Source organism: Acinetobacter baretiae (assembly GCF_015627105.1).
Lineage (GTDB): Bacteria > Pseudomonadota > Gammaproteobacteria > Pseudomonadales > Moraxellaceae > Acinetobacter > Acinetobacter baretiae.
The window spans coordinates 94,417-113,549 of record NZ_VTDM01000009.1; the positions used below are offsets into that span (position 1 = coordinate 94,417).

Consider the following 19,133-nt stretch of genomic DNA (forward strand, 5'->3'; position numbering starts at 1 on the left):
TGAATTTATATACTCATTATGAGCATAATTAGTAAAGAAGTAATTTGGATGAATGTAATGAAAAACGCCATTGAGCATTATCCCTATGAAAAGCCATCGTTGGATTTCATGCAAACCTATTTAGCCGATATAAAAGAACAGCACTTACAAAATAGTTGTACGTTGCAACAAGCGTGGGCTAAAGTTGCCCAACCCATCGAACAAGAACAACAAAAACATTATATTGAAGAAATTAAGCAACATTTAAAAGAGCGTAATGCAGTGATGGTTGCACACTATTATGTTGAACCTGAATTGCAAGATCTTGCTTTAGAAACAGGAGGGATGGTCGGAGATTCGCTAGAAATGGCAAAGTTTTGTAAATCTCACCCTGCGGACACGCTACTTGTTGCGGGAGTTCGATTTATGGGAGAAACCGCTAAAATTTTAAGCCCTCATAAAACCGTTCTGATGCCTGATTTAGATGCAACCTGTTCACTTGATTTAGGCTGTCCTATCGATGAATTTTCAAAATTCTGTGATGACCATCCTGATCGTACAGTTGTGGTGTATGCCAATACAAGTGCAGAAGTCAAAGCACGTGCAGATTGGATTGTTACTTCTTCAATTGCTATTGAAATTGTGCAGTACTTACATGCACAAGGGCAAAAAATTATTTGGGGGCCTGATCGTCATTTGGGAAGCTATATTCAAGCACAAACAGGTGCAGATATGCTGTTATGGCAAGGGTCTTGTATTGTTCACAACGAGTTTAAAAGCATTGAACTTGAGCATTTAAAGCAAAAGCATCCTGATGCATTGGTGTTGGTGCATCCTGAATCTCCTGCTGAAGTGGTGGCCCATGCAGATGTGATTGGTTCGACCAGTAAGTTACTCAAAGCGGTAACGCAATATGACAATCAAACATTTATTGTCGCGACAGATTTGGGCATTTTGCACGAAATGCAAAAACAAGCGCCTCATAAGCAGTTTATTGCAGCACCTACTGCAGGCAAGGGGGCAACGTGTAAGTCATGTGCATTTTGTCCATGGATGGCGATGAATGGTTTAGAGGGTTGTTTAAATGCGTTGAAATATCAGCAAAATTGTATTGAGTTAGATTCAGATTTAGTGGTAGAGGCCGAAAAACCTATTTTAAAAATGTTGGATTTTTCTGAGAAATATCAAAAATTTAATCAAGAAAATAAGCATGCTGTCAATCTAAATACACAGGATTTTCATGTATGGCTAATGGAGCAACAGCATGGTGCAAAGTTTTGAGTATGATGTTGTTATTGTGGGTGCAGGGTTAGCAGGTTTAACGGTGGCATTGTCTTTACCACAACATATGCGTATAGGGTTATTTTTAAAAGACGAGCTTCATATTTGCTCAAGTTACATGGCACAAGGTGGGATTGCTGCTGTTTTGGCTGAAACGGACAGTATAGAAAATCATGTACAAAATACGATAACAGCAGGTGCAGGATTGTGCCATGTAGGAAATACACAAAAGATTTTAGCTCAAGCCCCTAAAGCCATTGCTTGGTTGCAACAGCAAGGTGTGATCTTTGATACAGAAGTATTTAATGACCCTACTCAATTGCATTTAACGAAAGAAGGTGGGCACGATCATCGCCGTATTGTGCATGTGGCAGATCATACAGGGCAGTCGATCATTCAAGCATTGGTTAAAAAGCTAAATACTGCACAGCATATTGAATGTTTGTTTGGATATGAAATTGAGTCTTTGTTAATGCGTGGAACGCATTGTTACGGTATACGAGGTAAACGTGAAGGTGAGCAACGTAACTTTATTGCACAATATAGCGTACTTGCAACAGGAGGATTAGGACAACTTTTTGAAAGAACCACAAATCCAATCACGGCAACAGGTGATGGCGTTGCATTGGCTTATCATGCAGGGTGTCGTGTTGCAAATTTGGAGTTTATTCAATTTCATCCAACGGGGCTTGCCATAGAAAATGCAGGTGGATTTCTTATTTCAGAAGCTTTACGTGGCGAAGGTGGAATCTTACGCAACATAGATGGTCATCGGTTTATGCCAGACTATGATGAACGTGCTGAGCTTGCACCAAGAGATATAGTGGCTCGTTCAATATTTAAAGAAATGAGTCGGCAAAATCATCAACCTGTATTTTTAGATATGACCCATTTAGATGCAAATTTTATTCAAACACATTTCCCTGCAATTTATGCAAAATGTAATTCGTTAGGTTTAGATATTTCTCGTGAAATGATTCCTGTTGCACCCACGGTTCATTACAGTTGTGGGGGTGTGTTAACCGATGCGTATGGGCATACCGATCTTGAGCATCTGTATGCTGTAGGTGAGGTTGCATGTACGGGGTTACACGGAGCAAATCGCTTAGCCAGTAATTCTTTACTAGAGTGTGTTGTCGTGGGACGTTATATTGCACAAGATATATTCGAGGGTCATTCATGGTCATATCCCACAGTTGCATCGTATAAAATAACCACTTATGCATCTACTGACATCAACATTAATCCTGAACAAGTCGCCTTTTCACCCCAAATTTTACAACGATGGATGAGCCAATATTTTGGTATTGTGCGTGATCAAACAGGACTATTTAAATTATATGTACAATTAAATATGTGGAAAGAACAACACCCTCAGGAACACTTAATTACTGTTGCATTGTTGATGGTAAATGCAGCATTAGAACGTTTAGAAAGCCGAGGTGCGCATTTTAATGACACTTATCCTGATCTTTTAAATCATGAATTATATTCAATTGGTGTAAATGCGCATTGAGATTCATTTAATCATGATTTTTTAAATGACAATTGAGAGCCCATCATATCGATTGCAAGATCAAGAAAGCTGTTGATTGGCTGAAAAATCACTTTTGATTTTTCATTTCAATAAGACGGTATTGAAAGAAGCCTTGATCTTTGAATATCTCTGTTGAGATTTAATTGGTGATATAAATGCAAGATCATGACTAAGAAAGTATTTATTCATATTTTTTAAATATAATCAACGCTGTGTATGTCCGATATGTGTTGGGATAAAAAGAATAAATGATCCAAAGAGATCTGATGAATTTAATGAAATAACGGTGGTTGATTGATTTGGAGTTGCGTAAAATATAGCGAGATCAGGTCTGTATTATTTCAGCATCATTGGCAGTGGTGGTTAAATATGTTGCGATCATAATCATCATAAAGGAGCTGTTATGGGCATTCATGTTTGCCAAAGTCAGAAGCTAGAAGTTCTTGCACAAATGTTATTGGCACAAGTGAATCAGCCCTCTTCAAATGTTTTAGAAGCGTTGCAAAGCCAGCATTTTATTGTGCCTAATCAGGCTGTTGAATATTGGTTGACCCAATATATTGCTCAACAACAAGGCATTAGTGCAAACCATGTTTTTCATTATCGTATTCAAGCCTTTCAGTGGTTTATTTACCAACATGTATTAACCAACAAAGACCAAGTTCGTCAGGCCAACTTACCGCGCTTAGTCATCAAGTGGCGAATTTATACGGCATTGTCGCAGTTAAGTGAGCAAGGTGTATTGCTATCTCAACAGCACCCAATGTATGCATTTATTCAGCGTATTGAAGAGAGTGCATCACATCTTACTGACCATGTGCAAAAACAACAAAAAAAGCAAAGTATGTGGTATTGGGTCGCAGAAAATGTCTCTAAACTATTTAGCCATTACATGGCATATCGAGGGCATTGTCATCAAGACCATGGTGATTTACCTTGTGATTGTCGTCATAATTGGTTGGCACAGTGGGGTGCAGGACAACACTTAGATATAGAGGCACTGATCTCTCCTGAACAACAGGTGTCTTTATATAATTTAGAGCAAGCTGGTGCATTAGAGCTGTGGCAAAGTTGGTTATGGCAACATATTTTTCATGAAGACTTTTTAAATATACATGCCATTGATGATGCATTTTGGCAGCGTTTATCACACATGAGCGAACAAGAACGCAGTGAAGCATTACCGCCACAGGTGATTGTATTTACACTTCTAGATCTACCGCCAGTGCAACTCCATTTTTTACGCCGTTTAGCACAATATACTGACGTTATTATTTATCACTACAACCCATCACAAGAATATTGGGCAGATAGCGTCGATCCGAGATGGAAAAAAAGTTATGACGCGAAAGTCAAACAGCGTTTTATTGAAAAAAATCAGCAACAAGGAAAAGTGGTGTCTGATCAAGACATCGATCATTTTCTTCAGCGCTTTAATCAACATTTTGATGCAGAATCAAGAGAATCTAGACACCCATTACTGACACGCTTTGGTAAACAGGCACGAGATCATTTTTCTTTACTTGCAGGCTTGTCGTCTGGAGAGGAGGGGGAGTGGGTCGATGTTTTTGTAGATATCGATGCAGATCATATTTTGCATCAATTACAAGCCGATATTTTGTATCTTATGGAGCCTGAAGCAGGTGGCTATGCATTAAAAGAAAATGATCAGTCGATTCAAATACACGTGTGTCATACCACACTTCGTCAGTTAGAGGTGTTGAAAACACAATTGGTGAAATGGTTGGCTGAAAAAGATCCGACACAGCCACGTCGTTTAGATGATATTTTAATTCTGACACCATCGTTAGCTGATATTGAACCGTTGGTACGCAGTGTCTTTGCACCTATGCCAAATTTGCACGGTAAACTGCAAGATGATTATTTACCCATCAAAATGGCAGGTGTAATGCAGTTTGATTTAAATAATGCATGGCAGGCAGTTTTGGGACGAATTACATTGCCTGAAGGGCGTTTTCAATTCCCTGATTTTTCGGATTGGTTAAGTTTGTTGGCAACACAGCGATTTTACAACATCGACCATCAAGCAGTTGAACGTATTTTGCAATTATTAGATCGTGCAGGGTTTAAACGGGGATTAGACGATATACATTTAAAGCGAACATTATTGGCAGATGATACAGATTACCGTTATACCTTTAAATTTGCTTTAGATCGCTTGGTGAAGGGCGTGGCGGTGCCTGAACATTGTATGGTGCTCGATGGATTGAGTATAGATCACATCATGCCAGAAGATTTTGCTTTGATTGGTGTACTCATCCAAATGTATCAAGATTTTGATACACGCCGTGATTGGTTGTATAGCGATGCATTTTCAAAAACTACAGTTGAGGCGTGGTTGAGCATTTTACTTGAGGAAGTGAATGCATTTGAAAAACAGGGTGAAACAGTTTTACGTAGTGTGAAAGAAGTCATACAAAAACAAATACGTATGCTGACATTAACAGCCAATTATGAACAACGACATGCCAAAACCGAAGACCTTGCTGCCTTAACGGACTTGGTTTTACCGCTTGCAAGTGTAATCCAAGAAATTAGTCAGGCCATAGAAAGTCATGTCGAGCAAGCGATACCGAGTGGATCAATTACATTTAGTGAAATCGGCCACATTCGACCATTACCATACCGTTTAGTGGTGATATTAAATTTAGACAATGGCGTGTTTCCAAGTCAGCAACGGCATACACCATTTGATCTCATGCAAGTGCTTCGCCCAATTTTAGGGGATCGCTCTCGTCTTGAAGATGATCAAGGGGCTTTTTTAGATGCGTTATTGCTTGCAAAAGATGCACTGTGGTTATTTTATAATGGTTTTGATGCTAATGATGGTGAAGTACGTCCACCATCTGTGGTGTTACAAGAGCTTATTGATCATTTGGCCTTTATTATTGCTGTGCCTGAACAACCAAAGCAATTTAATGATTATGGTTTAGAGATTGCACCACATTTATATCCGTTGTATCACTTACATCACTTACAGCCGTTTCACATTGAATACTTTAACCAACCTGACCGACCAAATTACCATGATCAATGGTTTGAGGTGGCATCTCAGTTGCAACAGAATACTGAAAAACGTCCTGCATGGGTGGATGTAGGCGTAACTGTGCCTGCCAAAACTGTGCAAGTAATTGAACAACAACAGTGGTTATCTGATGTTACCTTTCCTGCACGATTATATTTAAACGCTTTGGGCATGGTGAATACGCATTTGACCGAAGAGGTTCAAAACAGCGAACCTCTTTTGTTAAATGGTTTAGCTCGGTATCACATTCGTGATTTTTTACAACAGCAACAACACGCGCCAAATATCAATTTACTCATGGATTGTTTACCTGTTGGAAAAGTGAAATATAGTGCATGGCAACAAGCCCAACAGGAACATGAAGATTTAATGGTTGAGTTACAACGCTATGCCCCTCAACCGACAAAAACAACGCAAGATACTTTATATATCGATGATGGTTTGTATATGCGTATAAATATTGCTGAGCAAGGTACAAAACAGTGGGTAAGTTTACAGGCCTCAAGTGCACGAGCAGAACGATGTACTAAAGTGTGGCTTGAATATTTATTATGGCTGAGCTATTTAGATCTTGCAGAGGAGGGGGCTGAGCTTAAACGTGTGATGATTTTTAGTCATCGAACGCTTATTTGTCAAGGATTGAGCTCAAACCAAGCCAAAGCCTATTTGTCACACTGGTGGCAAGCATGGTATCACGCACAACAAACTCCTTTGGTATTGCCTGCGGCATTATTGTTAAAACCGACCGAACAGGACAAAACATTAGTCTGGCAGCCAAGCGAAGAAGGGAACATACTCGATGAGAAAAGTTGGCAGATGCTTTTGAAAGTGTGGGAGAACCAATATGAATATGGTGCCTTTTCACTCAGTGAAGATAAAGCTTCACAGTATCATCAAGATTGGGCCTTTATTTTACAACAACAAGATCGCACAGCATTATTAAAAGATGCATGTTTGAAATGGTCAGCTTTGCTGTATGCCCCAATGTATGAATCATACTTGGAGCTTCATCATCATGAATAACAATACCACAGTATCATTTGATCCTATTCAAGAGCTTCAATTTACAGGGTTGCATTGGATTGAAGCATCTGCAGGGTCAGGAAAAACGTTTACTTTGTCTAGTTTGCTTGTACGTGCGCTTATTGAAAAATATGTACCCAAGCAAATTGTAGCCACCACATTTACGCGTGCAGCCGCAGCAGAATTAAAATTACGTACACGCAAACGATTGCTTGAAGCATTGACATTTTTTAAAACCTTGCAAGGAAATACAGAACAACAGAATTTAAAATGGCTTGAAACACCACATACAGATCCGTTGTATGTGGTTTTGCTTAAACAATATGCCAATAAAATTGACTACGTATGTGCACGCTTAAATCTCGTTATTTCACAGTTAGATGAGCTATTTGTAGGTACACTAGATAGCTTTAGTCAAAAGCTACTCCGAGAATTTGCTTTTGAAAGTGGAAAAGTAGAGCGTGCAGAAATTACTGACCAGTCTAAGCAGTACATCAAACAGCTTATTCATGACATACTCAGAGAGTGGTTACAGCAACAACCGCAACAACAGATTGATTTTATGTATTTTGCAGGCTATTTACAACCTGCCGAACACTATATTAAATTGGTTGAAGATACGCTAAATTTTAGTAATGCACAGTTTAATTCGCCTAGACCACCGCAATTGACACTGACCAAAATTACCCAGCTACAACAGTTACTCACTGATTTTTCAGTACACCATCTTGCCCCATATTATGCCTTTGAAGGTGAATATTTACACACTGTGAGTGGTACGCTTTATAAAGATAAAAGTAAATTTACCACTTTGTTTGATGTGGATATTCCTCACGCCGTTCGTTCATTACTTAAAGATGATGGTAAGGCATTTTTTAACCAAGAGTATGCGGGGTTATATAAATTACAACAGCAGTTTTATGCTCAAAAACTTTTTACTAAAAAATGCCCAACAGAGATGGCGAATGCCTTTTATAACGATGTGGCATTGCACACATTTTTTCAAGTGCTGACAGAGCTTGGTGACATACAGCAACAACTTCAACACAGTGAAACATATTTTAAGTTTTATTTGTGTCAGCAAGTAAAACAACGTTTACCTGCATTGTTGCAATATAAAGGTGAAACCACCTTTTCACAGCAAATTAAAACCTTGTCAGATGCTCTGCAAGATCGCCAAGGGCAAGATTTTGCCAAGTTTGTACAACGAAGTTATCCGCTGATTTTTGTAGATGAGTTTCAAGATACCAATCAAGATCAAGATAATATGCTCGCGCAAATATGGCGTGATTCAGCGCGTTATATGCATGGTTGTATGGTTATGGTCGGTGATCGTAAACAAGCCATTTATGGTTTTCGTGGTGGAGATATGTTGACCTTTATACATGCACAGCAAGATGTGAGTGCGAAGCAGGGGAAATATTATCGTCTAAAATACAATCATAGAACCGTTCAACCATTGGTACAGGCAGTAGATGCTTTGATGCGTCAACGTCCAGATTTTGGTGAGCACGTCATCTACCAAGCAGTAGAAGCAGGCACACGCTCACACCCAAGTTTAGTCGATGCCTCAGGCGAAAATCATGCTCCACTGCGTTGGCTTTGTATTCGTGATAAAAAAGCAGTGAGTGCAGATATACAAGTGGCATGGCAGATTTCAACCCTTTTACAACAAGCCCAACAAGGTCGGTTGTACATTAAAAAAGACCCTTTACAACAGCCCATAGAGGCTGATGATATTGCAGTATTATCAAAAAATCATCACAATTTAGATTTAGTGCAATATGAATTAGAACGCCTTGGAATACGTGTAAATCGACCTGCTAAACGCAGTGTATTTGCAGGTGCAATGGCACAAGATGTTGCTGCATTTTTAGCTGCGATTTTACATCCGTTTGATGAGCGTCTGATTAAACGGGCACTGGCTACACGTCTTATGGGCTTTAAAGTGTCTGACTTAATACAGCTTGACACCCAAGTCGATGGATTGGGTAAATATATTGCCATGTTCGATCAAATTCGTGAGATGTGGTTTACCCGACAGTTTTTAACCGCTTGGCAGTTTGCTTTAAATCAGTTTCACGTTTGGCACAACGTTGTACAATATGCATCACGTGATAATGAACGTTCAGTTGTGGATTTAAGACATTTAAGTGACTTATTAAGCCAAGAGAGTCGACATTATCAAGGCCCATACAATTTATATCAGTGGTATATCAAACAGTTGGCCTCACCAAGTGAGCGAGAGTGGGAGCTTGAGCGAGGTTTGTCGAGTATGGCTGGGGTTCAGCTAATGACCATACACCAATCGAAAGGACTTGAGTTTAAAATTGTTTTTTTGATGAATGCCGATGCCCCATTTAAAGAATTACAAAAAACATTAAACTTTTCAACGACTGAATCTGCAGATGCAGAGCACCACATTCAGCGTGTTGTTGAAATTAACGATCAAGCACATTTACACGAACAGGCGGTCTCACAACATCAAGCCCGTGCAGAGGCAGAACAAAATCGTTTATGGTACGTTGCGCTGACTCGTGCAAGTCATCGAATGTATATTGTTTTGAATCAACCAAAAAGTGCAGCAGGAATATATTTTTGGACTCAAGGTTTGCCTTTTGAGCACCAAGAGAGTCAGGAGGAAGAAGAAATTTTGAATGCTCCTGCACCATATCGTGAAAACACGGTGCAAATGAGCCCCATTTACGCACAGCCTGTGCCCAAGTTACAATTATATCCTCGTTCACGTACCAGCTTTTCAGCATTGGCTCAACATTTAACACATCAACACGCATTTGACGTATTGGTTGAGCAAGATCATATACAGCAACCTGCAGATGATGAAGTTCATCTGTCGACCAACCCAGACATCGTGACTGTACCTGTCCCCATATCTTCCATTGCAATGAAATTTCCTATGGGTGCACAAGCGGGTAACTTTTTACATGAAATTTTTGAGCAAATCGATTTTCAATATCAGCAAGACTGGGCACTTGAAATTCAACGCCGTTTAAAAAATGACTATGCCAGCTTACGCCAACCTTTGTTTGAGTATTATCAAACCCAATCTGAACAACCCGAACAGCAGATGATTCAGGATCTACTTCATTGGTTAAATGCCATTGTGAATACTCCTATACACTCAAACTTTTGTTTAAAACAGCTCAGTCGACAAGATTATTTGTCTGAATTTCCGTTTCATTTGGCTTTGTCAGATCGTGTATTTGCCACACAACGTATTCAAAATTTGTTGAAAGAATATAATATTACGATTCCTGTACTACATACAGCAGAGTCAGCACGATTCATGAATGGTTCTATCGATTTGGTCTATATTTTTGAAGGAAAATATTACATTGCTGATTATAAGAGTAACTTCTTAGGTGAACAGACGACAGCATATAGTACCGAACAAATCGGTAAAAATATGTCGAAAAGTAGTTATTGGTTGCAGGCAAGTTTATATTTGGTGGCGTTACATCGTTATTTAAAACAAAAATTAAAAGGCTATCAAATTGAACAGCATTTAGGTGGTGCAAGTTATTTATATTTAAGGGGGATGAGTGGTATTTCTGATCAGGGGGTTTTACATTGGAAACCCGAAATAGAGTTCATTTTACGCCTTGATGCGATTTTGGGATATGATGATGCACATTCGAATAAACACTAATCTTTTTATTCTAAATCAATATCTTGTGTTGTGGAAAAACCTGAGTATAACTCTGTTGATATATATGTGTATAAAATTGAGGATATGTCTATGAATATTATAAAGAATCAAGACATACAGGCAGAGCCATGGGCGATATTGTGGTCAGAGTACTTGACACAGTCTGTTAGTTTTACCGACGATGCCGAGCGAATTGCTGCACAATCACTCATACAGGCTGTACTTTTTTCTGTATCAGAGGGACATAGTTGCTTAGCGACAACCGCATCTGATGCAAAGCGGTTGCGTAGTCTAGTGTCTTTTTCAGATAAAAGCCATATCACTCCCTTTGTTTTTTGCCATGATCGCCTTTATTTGTACAGATATTATGCACTTGAACAACGTTTAGCACAGCAAGTCAAACGATTAAATGGGCCAGCTTTATTTACTGTAGATCATCGTACAGATTTATACAGCCAACTATTAACAGACCCTTATCAAAAAAAGGCGCTTGAGGTGGTTGCAACTCACGGATTGAGTATGATTATAGGTGGACCTGGAACGGGTAAAACCTATACTTTGGCACGAATTATTGCGGTATTGAGTCATCGTGTTCAAGATTTACGTATTGCCATGGCTGCGCCTACAGGTAAAGCTGCACAGCGTATGCAAGAGGCTTTAAAGCATGCTTTTAAAGATGATGACTTAAAAGCCCTAATGACCCCAGCGCTTGAACTACTACAGCCTGTGACTTTGCATCGACTGTTAAAAATAAGCAAACAAGGGCGTAGTCAATTTAACCAACAACAGCCTTTACCATACGATGTTGTGGTGGTCGATGAAGCCTCTATGTTGGATCTTCAGCTTGCAACGCAACTCTTTGAAGCAGTGGCTACGGGTACACGTTTAATCTTACTCGGAGATGCCAATCAATTGGCTTCTGTTGATGTGGGTACAGTGTTGAACGATTTGCAACACAGCACACTTTTACACACACAGCTGGTTGAATTGCAATACAGTCGCCGTTTTAGCGATGATGCACAAATTGGAAAAATGGCACGATTTATTCAACATCAGAAAAAGAATAAGACTCAAGATGTGGTGCAGCAGTTTGAGCAAGAGGTGGCTCAAGCGACTGTGTTAATGCCTATTGATTTATCTGAAATTAAAAAAGATTATATTCAACTTCAATATATTAATGACACCATACAAACATCGCAGTATTTACAGACATTATGGTATGGTTTTGAACATTATGCCGAAATGTTAAAACGTTATTGCCAAACGGAAGACCATGTTCAGCAAGAGTTAAGTCATGAACAACAGGCTGTTTTGGCGGCTTTTGATGATTATCGTATTTTAACAGCCATGCGCTATGGCGATTTTGGTGTCACTCAACTCAACCATTATATGCAAACGCAATTGTTAGAATATTTGGCGGCAGATGCTATACCAAGGGGGGATTGGTATGTGGGTCGTCCTGTGATGATGACTGAAAACAACGATCAAATTGGATTGTCTAATGGTGATGTGGGTATTTGCTTTAAACATCGACAAGACCCTACGCAATTTGAAGTGTATTTTCCGAGTTTGGCAAAATGGGTGTTAGCAACACGATTACCTAAGCACATACAAACAGCATTTGCCATGACTATTCATAAGTCACAAGGTTCAGAGTTCACTCACACGGCAGTGGTTTTTGCAAATGATGCCGAAAAATTATTGAGTCAAGAGTTGCTCTATACCGCGATTACTCGCGCAAAGAAAGTAGTAACGTTATTGGTGGCTCAAACAGCTTTTGCTTCTGCTTTAACTCATCGTACTGTGCGTCAAAGCGGTTTAATTCATTTTTTAAAATAATGCTGAGATTGTACGAAATAACGTACAGTAAATAGGGTCTTTGGCTAATAGTGTAAATCGTTATTTTTTGCGATGATTGTTTTACACAATAAGCTTGATCGGGAAAGGTTAAGTAACCATGCAGATAAAAATAATAGATATTCGAAAGACTGCAAACTTACAATGAATCGTGGGTTAAAGAAATAAGCGTAAAGCTACTAAGCCTTTTAGTTTTGGGAGAGACTAAAAGGCTTCTCTTTTATGTGGTGACCTATTTTTTGTTTAAAAGGTCAAACAAACACATCATTTGATTGACCTCTTGACTAAAAATATTAAAGCACAGATTGAGCTATATTTTTCACATTTTGACTAATTTTCATTGAGCAAAATTGAGGACCACACATAGAGCAAAAATGCGCTGATTTATGTGCATCTTTAGGGAGTGTTTCGTCGTGCATTTGACGTGCTGTATCTGGATCTAAGCTCAAATTGAATTGATCTTCCCATCGAAACTCAAAACGTGCTTTTGAAAGGGCATTGTCTCTGACTTGTGAACCGGGGTGACCTTTGGCCAAATCTGCAGCATGTGCTGCAATTTTATAGGTAATAATCCCATCTTTCACATCTTTTTTATTGGGTAGACCAAGGTGTTCTTTCGGAGTCACATAACACAGCATGGCTGTGCCATACCACCCGATCATAGCGGCTCCAATGGCAGAAGTAATATGGTCATAGCCAGGTGCGATATCGGTGGTCAGCGGGCCTAAGGTATAAAATGGTGCTTCTTTACAGACATCAAGTTGTAGATCCATATTTTCTTTGATCATCTGCATTGGTACGTGCCCTGGGCCTTCAACCATCACCTGTACATCATGTGCCCATGCGCGTTGTGTTAGTTCCCCGAGTGTTTTAAGTTCACTAAATTGGGCATCATCGTTGGCATCTTGAATACAGCCCGGACGCAATCCATCTCCTAAACTAAAACAAACATCGTAAGACTTCATAATTTCACAAATATCATCAAAGTGTGTGTATAGGAAATTTTCTTTTTGATGAGTCATACACCACTGCGCCATAATCGACCCACCCCGAGACACGATCCCTGTGAGCCGATGACTAGTTAATGGAATATATTCTTTGAGTACTCCAGCATGAATCGTAAAATAATCGACGCCTTGTTCTGCTTGTTCAATGAGTGTGTCTTTAAAGATATCCCAAGTTAAATGTTCAGCAATACCATTTACTTTTTCTAACGCTTGATAAATCGGTACTGTGCCAACAGGTACAGGTGAATTTCGAATAATCCATTCACGGGTTTCATGAATATTTTTACCTGTCGATAAATCCATGATCGTATCAGCACCCCAACGGGTGGCCCAAGTCATTTTGGCAACTTCATCGTCAATAGAAGATCCTAGTGCTGAGTTGCCAATATTGGCATTAATCTTAACCAAAAAATTACGCCCAATAATCATGGGTTCACTTTCAGGATGATTGATATTGGCTGGAATAATCGCACGTCCTGCGGCAACTTCTTGGCGTACAAATTCGGCAGTAATTCGCTTTATTTGCTGCGCACCAAAATTTTGCCCTGTATGTTGTTGGGTGTTAACAGCTGCTTCTTGCTGTTGGTTTTCACGAATCGCGATAAATTCCATTTCAGGAGTAATAATGCCTTGTCGTGCATAATGCATTTGCGTGACATTTTTCCCCGTCAAGGCCTGTCTCGGTCGTTGAATATGTTGGAAACGAATGTGTTCAGTACGAATATCTTTGGCGCGTTGATGACCAAATAATGAGCTTAATCTCTTTAGCCGTATGGTATCTTGTCGTTGTTCAATCCATGATTGACGTACTTTGGGAAGCCCTCGATTGAGGTCAATCTCAATAGATGGGTCTGTATAGGCCCCTGAAGTGTCATAAACTAAAATTGGGCCATTTGCTTCACCACCTAAACCTTCAGGTGTGTGTGCCAGCTCAATTTTGCGCATCGGTACACGAATAGAAGGTTGTGAGCCTTCTATATACACTTTTTGAGAAGCAGGGAGGATGCGGGTAAGGTCTTGCGCATCTTGCTCAATTTGAGCTTGTTTTTGAGAAAGATTCGTTAATTGGTTCATGGTCATGATCCTTGTGAAAAATCAACGAATCAAGCACGGCCAAAAATGAATACACAGCGTCAGGTCTTGGAAAAGACAGACAATCAGGGATCAGTTTGTGGTGGCTTGATTCCTACGCAGGTTTTAACCTGATCAGGTTCAACGGTATTCACCATTAAGTTATCCTTTGGTGATCTCAGCGAGTCGTTACTCGCACTCCGTCAAGCATGGCGCTATAGTAGCAGGTTTGTTTCTAGATGTCGTTTTTATCAATTTGATGCGTGTGAAAAATGTGATTTTTATCGCTTAGCGTTAAAATAAATAGAATGTAAACGCTATTTACATGTGTTTTGGGTGTATAGCGCAATTTGTAAGATATTTCTTACGTGATATACAGTCAAAAACCACTATAAAGCATATTTTGTTGTGGCAATATGAAGATGTGGGAACAAGATGAAACAAACCATAACAATACAGGAACAGAATAAATTATAAACACTAAAATGACAAAAACAGTCATAACTATAATAACGACATAGCGCATTAAAAAAAGCCCAAGGAAACTTGGGCTTTTTTTAATGCTTATTTAAAATCGGTTGAATCTGTAAAAGCATTTTGCAATTTGCATGCTTTTCACTTAAAATATGCACTTGCTGTAGTGATGCACGGCAGGCAGTTTTTCAAAAATTGTCTTATATCATTTTTTTATTTTAAGCATCTCGGAGAAATCGAATGTCTTTAACAACTACAGATCGTGCTGAAATTATTGCTAAATTTGCACGTGCAGAAAACGATACAGGTTCACCTGAAGTACAAGTTGCTTTGTTGACTGCTCAAATCAATGATTTACAAGGTCACTTTAAAGCACACAAAAAAGATCACCATGGTCGTCGTGGTTTAATCCGTATGGTTAACCAACGCCGTAAGCTTCTTGATTACCTAAACGGTAAAGATCATGGTCGTTATGTAGCGTTAATTGGTGCTTTAGGCTTACGTCGTTAATTCGATTGAGCAACTTTTCGGTACAACCTATGTTATTTATAGCATTGGCACTGAAAACAAAGCATGGCTTAGTTTGCTAAGCAATCTAGGAAGGGGCGAATGTTCGCTCCTTCTTTGTGTTTAAAATCTAGTGAAGTCGGCTTCTAATGTTTGTTATTTAAAAATAATCGGACTGTAATATACGAAAATAACAAACCTTAGGGGTCTCCACTAGAATAAATGAATGAGGAAATAACAATATATGTCAATGTTTAATGTGACTCGTAAAGAATTTCAATATGGCCAGTACCAAGTCGTACTCGAAACAGGTCGTGTTGCACGTCAAGCCAACACCGTTTTAGTGACGATGGGTGGAGTAACTGTATTGGTTGCTGTGGTTGCACAACCAACAGCAAAAGCAGGAACGGACTTTTTCCCGCTTACTGTGAACTACCAAGAAAAACAATATGCAGCAGGTCGTATTCCTGGTGGATATGGCAAGCGAGAAGGTCGTGCATCTGAAGCTGAAACATTGATTTCACGTTTAATTGACCGCCCAATTCGCCCATTATTCCCTGAAGGCTTCTACAATGAAGTACAAGTGACAGCAACAGTTGTTTCTTCAGACAAAACGATGGATGCAGATATTGCAGCGATGATTGGTACCTCTGCTGCACTTGCCATTGCAGACACACCATTTCATGGCCCAATTGCCGCAGCACGTGTAGGTTTAGTGAATGGCGAATATATTTTAAACCCATCACATGAACAATTGACTCAGTCTGATCTTGACCTTGTTGTTGCTGGAACAGAGTCGGCTGTATTGATGGTTGAATCTGAAGCAAAAGAGCTGTCAGAAGACCAAATGCTAGGTGCAGTATTGTTTGGTCATGATGAAATGCAAATTGTGATACAAGCTATTAATGAGTTTGTTGCTGCAGTTGGCGTGACGAAAACACCATGGAATGCACCTGTAAAAAATGAAGCGCTTGGAGCGCAATTAAAAGAAGCATTTGAGGCGAAAATTTCACAAGCATATACCATTGCTGTGAAACAAGATCGTTATACTGCACTTGATGCTTTACGCACTGAAGCAATTGCACAATTTGTACCAGAAACAGATGAAGATGGTAAAATTGCAGACGAATTAAATGACCTATTTGATGATCTGAAATACCGCACTGTACGTGACAATATTGTATCGGGTAAACCGCGTATTGATGGTCGTGACCATAAAACAGTTCGTGGTCTAGATGTACAAGTGGGTGTATTAGATCGTGCGCATGGTTCTGCATTGTTTACACGTGGTGAAACTCAAGCATTAGTGACAACAACACTTGGTAATACCCGTGATGCGTTAATGGTAGATACATTGTCAGGAACAAAAACTGACAACTTTATGTTGCATTACAACTTCCCTGCATACTCTGTTGGTGAAACAGGTCGTGAAACAGGTCCAAAACGTCGTGAGATTGGTCATGGTCGTCTAGCACGCCGTGGTGTATATGCTGTATTGCCACCTGTAGATCGCTTTCCATATGTAATTCGTATTGTTTCTGACATTACAGAATCAAATGGTTCATCATCTATGGCTTCTGTGTGTGGTGCATCATTATCACTCATGGATGCAGGTGTACCTTTAAAAGCACCGGTTGCAGGTATTGCAATGGGGCTTGTGAAAGAAGGTGAGCGCTTTACAGTACTGTCTGATATTTTAGGTGATGAAGATCACTTAGGTGACATGGACTTTAAAGTTGCAGGTTCTGAAAACGGAATCACTGCACTTCAAATGGACATAAAAATCGAAGGTATTACTGAAGAAATTATGGAAGTGGCATTAAATCAAGCGTATGCAGGCCGTATGCATATCTTGAATGAAATGAACAAAGTGATTTCTCGTGCTCGTCCTGAAATTTCTGCACATGCACCAACTTTTGAAGTGATTAGCATTAATCCTGATAAAATTCGTGATGTGATCGGTAAAGGCGGTGCAACAATCCGTCAAATTACTGAAGAAACCAAAGCTGCAATTGATATTGAAGACAATGGTACAGTCCGCGTATTTGGTGAAACGAAAGCGGCTGCACGTGCAGCGATTGCGAAAATCCAAGCATTAACTGCTGAAATTGAACCAGGTACGATTTACCAAGGTAAAGTCATTCGTATTGTTGAGTTTGGTGCATTTGTAAATATTATGCCAGGCACAGATGGTTTATTACATATTTCACAAATTTCTAACGAGCGTATTGCAAATGTGACGGATGTATTGACAGAAGGTCAAGAAATCAAAGTACAAGTGCAAGACGTCGATAATCGTGGTCGTATTAAACTTTCAATGAAAGACATTGAACAAGCTTAAATCTTGTTTTAATTTGAAAAAGTCCGCTTGATGCGGGCTTTTTTTCGTTCCACAATCCGTATATTCCACCATAAACATGAATTCATTTATGCAAAGTTACTATTTTTATCGCCATCAAGATACGGGAATTTTATCTGTATCGCAGCATGTTTCTCAGCAAAATCATCCAGATTTTGTGTGGATAGATTGTTTTAGAGAAGACGTCGTAAATGCTGTAGATTTGTGGCAAGAGCACATTAAAAATCAAGCACAGCTGGTAGTGAATGAGTTTCATATTGCAGATATTTTGAATATAGAGCATCCATGTGGTTTCGATACAATGGAAGAGTATGATTTTTTAACTTTTCGTAAAATTATGACACCTGATGATCAACATATTCTTGAAAATCAATCGAATGAACAGCATCAAAGTGAGTTTGGTTTATTTACGACACCTGTGAATTTTATTATTACGGGCAAATATTTAATTACGGTGCGAGAGCGCGGTAATAAATCCATGCAAAACTACGTTGATCGACTGTCTGGATTATTAGAAAAAAATGTGACAGAACAACATAGGTTAAGACGTTTACCAAATACGCCACTAAATTTAGCACTACGTATACTTAATAGCATGATTGATGATTATTTAGGGCTACGTACACCATTAACGCGTCGAGTAGAATTTTGGCAAACCGAACTGTTGCAAGGAAAGCATTATTTTAAACAGTGGCAACAGTTATTACAAGAAAACATGGCTTTTCAGCAAGTGGAAAATTTATGTGAAGAACAAATTGAAACGTTGCAAGAACTTAGAGATGAAGCCGTAGAAAATCACCATCACTTACATGAAACACCATCAATAGATAGTTTAGACCTTATTTTGGTCAGAATTAATGATTTAGTGAGTCATATTGAACGTATTCAAAAACATACTTCACGCTTACGTCAGTCCATTCAATCTGCAATTGATTTACATTTTTCTGCAATTTCCAACCAAACCAATGAAAATATGCGTATATTGGCCATCATTACGGCAATTTTTGCGCCATTGACGTTGCTAACAGGAATTTATGGAATGAATTTTGAGTCAATTCCAGGGCTGAAATCGCCTGAGGGCTTTTGGGTGATGTTGATGGCTATGTTGATGACTACATTATTGCTGACGTTTTATTTTTATCGTCGTCATTTGGTAGGTAGAGGAGAGAAGAGTGTTGTAGATATGTTGTCGCAATCGAATCAAAAGAATGTCAATTTATTTACAATTTTAAATGTAGAGCCTATTAAGAAAACCATGAAAGAGGTTGAAAAAATGGCAAAAGGCGTAACGAAGACATAGCATGAGATATGCTATGTCTATG

8 protein-coding genes, 1 pseudogene and 1 riboswitch are annotated in these 19,133 nt (G+C 39.2%); of the genes and pseudogenes, 8 read left to right on the forward strand and 1 reads right to left on the reverse strand.

Annotation, left to right across the window (positions count from 1 at the left end; all coding sequences use genetic code 11):
* Window positions 1-57: 57 nt before the first annotated feature.
* The 5 genes from nadA to recD all read left to right on the forward strand — a co-directional run bounded on the left by nadA (window position 58) and on the right by recD (window position 12,375).
* Window positions 58-1,260: a quinolinate synthase NadA gene (nadA, locus tag I2F17_RS04480; protein WP_211139189.1), complete on the forward strand. Its 1,203-nt coding sequence runs from the start codon at window positions 58-60 to the stop codon at window positions 1,258-1,260.
* A complete protein-coding gene (gene nadB / locus I2F17_RS04485; protein ID WP_211139190.1) occupies window positions 1,244-2,776 on the forward strand; it encodes an L-aspartate oxidase in 1,533 nt (510 codons plus the stop codon). Before nadA ends, nadB begins: the two co-directional genes overlap by 17 nt.
* 424 nt (window positions 2,777-3,200) lie before the next feature.
* Complete coding sequence (locus I2F17_RS04490; RefSeq protein ID WP_211139191.1) at window positions 3,201-6,866, forward strand: exodeoxyribonuclease V subunit gamma; 3,666 nt, start codon at window positions 3,201-3,203, stop codon at window positions 6,864-6,866.
* A complete protein-coding gene (locus I2F17_RS04495; RefSeq protein WP_211139192.1) occupies window positions 6,859-10,536 on the forward strand; it encodes a UvrD-helicase domain-containing protein in 3,678 nt (1,225 codons plus the stop codon). Before I2F17_RS04490 ends, I2F17_RS04495 begins: the two co-directional genes overlap by 8 nt.
* Before the next feature lie 90 nt (window positions 10,537-10,626).
* Window positions 10,627-12,375, forward strand: coding sequence for an exodeoxyribonuclease V subunit alpha (gene recD, locus I2F17_RS04500; RefSeq protein ID WP_211139193.1), 1,749 nt, complete (start codon window positions 10,627-10,629; stop codon window positions 12,373-12,375).
* A 317-nt stretch (window positions 12,376-12,692) separates the two neighbouring features.
* Here recD and thiC read toward each other — a convergent pair.
* Window positions 12,693-14,474: pseudogene (thiC, locus tag I2F17_RS04505) on the reverse strand (phosphomethylpyrimidine synthase ThiC); the annotation flags it as partial.
* A gap of 92 nt (window positions 14,475-14,566) precedes the next feature.
* Window positions 14,567-14,684, reverse strand: a riboswitch (TPP riboswitch).
* 501 nt (window positions 14,685-15,185) lie between these two features.
* On the opposite strand from thiC, the gene rpsO reads away from it, so the two are divergent.
* From rpsO to I2F17_RS04520, 3 genes are all read left to right on the forward strand, one after another.
* Window positions 15,186-15,455 carry a 30S ribosomal protein S15 gene (gene rpsO, locus I2F17_RS04510; protein ID WP_092746390.1) on the forward strand — a complete coding sequence of 90 codons (270 nt, stop codon included), beginning with the start codon at window positions 15,186-15,188 and terminating at the stop codon, window positions 15,453-15,455.
* Between the two features lie 247 nt (window positions 15,456-15,702).
* A complete protein-coding gene (pnp, locus tag I2F17_RS04515; protein ID WP_196422304.1) occupies window positions 15,703-17,793 on the forward strand; it encodes a polyribonucleotide nucleotidyltransferase in 2,091 nt (696 codons plus the stop codon).
* An 88-nt stretch (window positions 17,794-17,881) separates the two neighbouring features.
* Complete coding sequence (locus I2F17_RS04520) at window positions 17,882-19,111, forward strand: magnesium transporter CorA family protein (protein WP_211139195.1); 1,230 nt, start codon at window positions 17,882-17,884, stop codon at window positions 19,109-19,111.
* The last annotated feature ends 22 nt before the right edge of the window (window positions 19,112-19,133 follow it).

Excerpts from the sequence above, each read along its gene's own strand:
- nadA (WP_211139189.1), top strand. The coding sequence starts at position 58 with ATGAAAAACGCCATTGAGCATTATCCCTATGAAAAGCCATCGTTGGAT.
- nadB (WP_211139190.1), top strand. The coding sequence starts at position 1,244 with ATGGTGCAAAGTTTTGAGTATGATGTTGTTATTGTGGGTGCAGGGTTA.
- I2F17_RS04490 (WP_211139191.1), top strand. The coding sequence starts at position 3,201 with ATGGGCATTCATGTTTGCCAAAGTCAGAAGCTAGAAGTTCTTGCACAA.
- I2F17_RS04495 (WP_211139192.1), top strand. The coding sequence starts at position 6,859 with ATGAATAACAATACCACAGTATCATTTGATCCTATTCAAGAGCTTCAA.
- recD (WP_211139193.1), top strand. The coding sequence starts at position 10,627 with ATGAATATTATAAAGAATCAAGACATACAGGCAGAGCCATGGGCGATA.
- rpsO (WP_092746390.1), top strand. The coding sequence starts at position 15,186 with ATGTCTTTAACAACTACAGATCGTGCTGAAATTATTGCTAAATTTGCA.
- pnp (WP_196422304.1), top strand. The coding sequence starts at position 15,703 with ATGTTTAATGTGACTCGTAAAGAATTTCAATATGGCCAGTACCAAGTC.
- I2F17_RS04520 (WP_211139195.1), top strand. The coding sequence starts at position 17,882 with ATGCAAAGTTACTATTTTTATCGCCATCAAGATACGGGAATTTTATCT.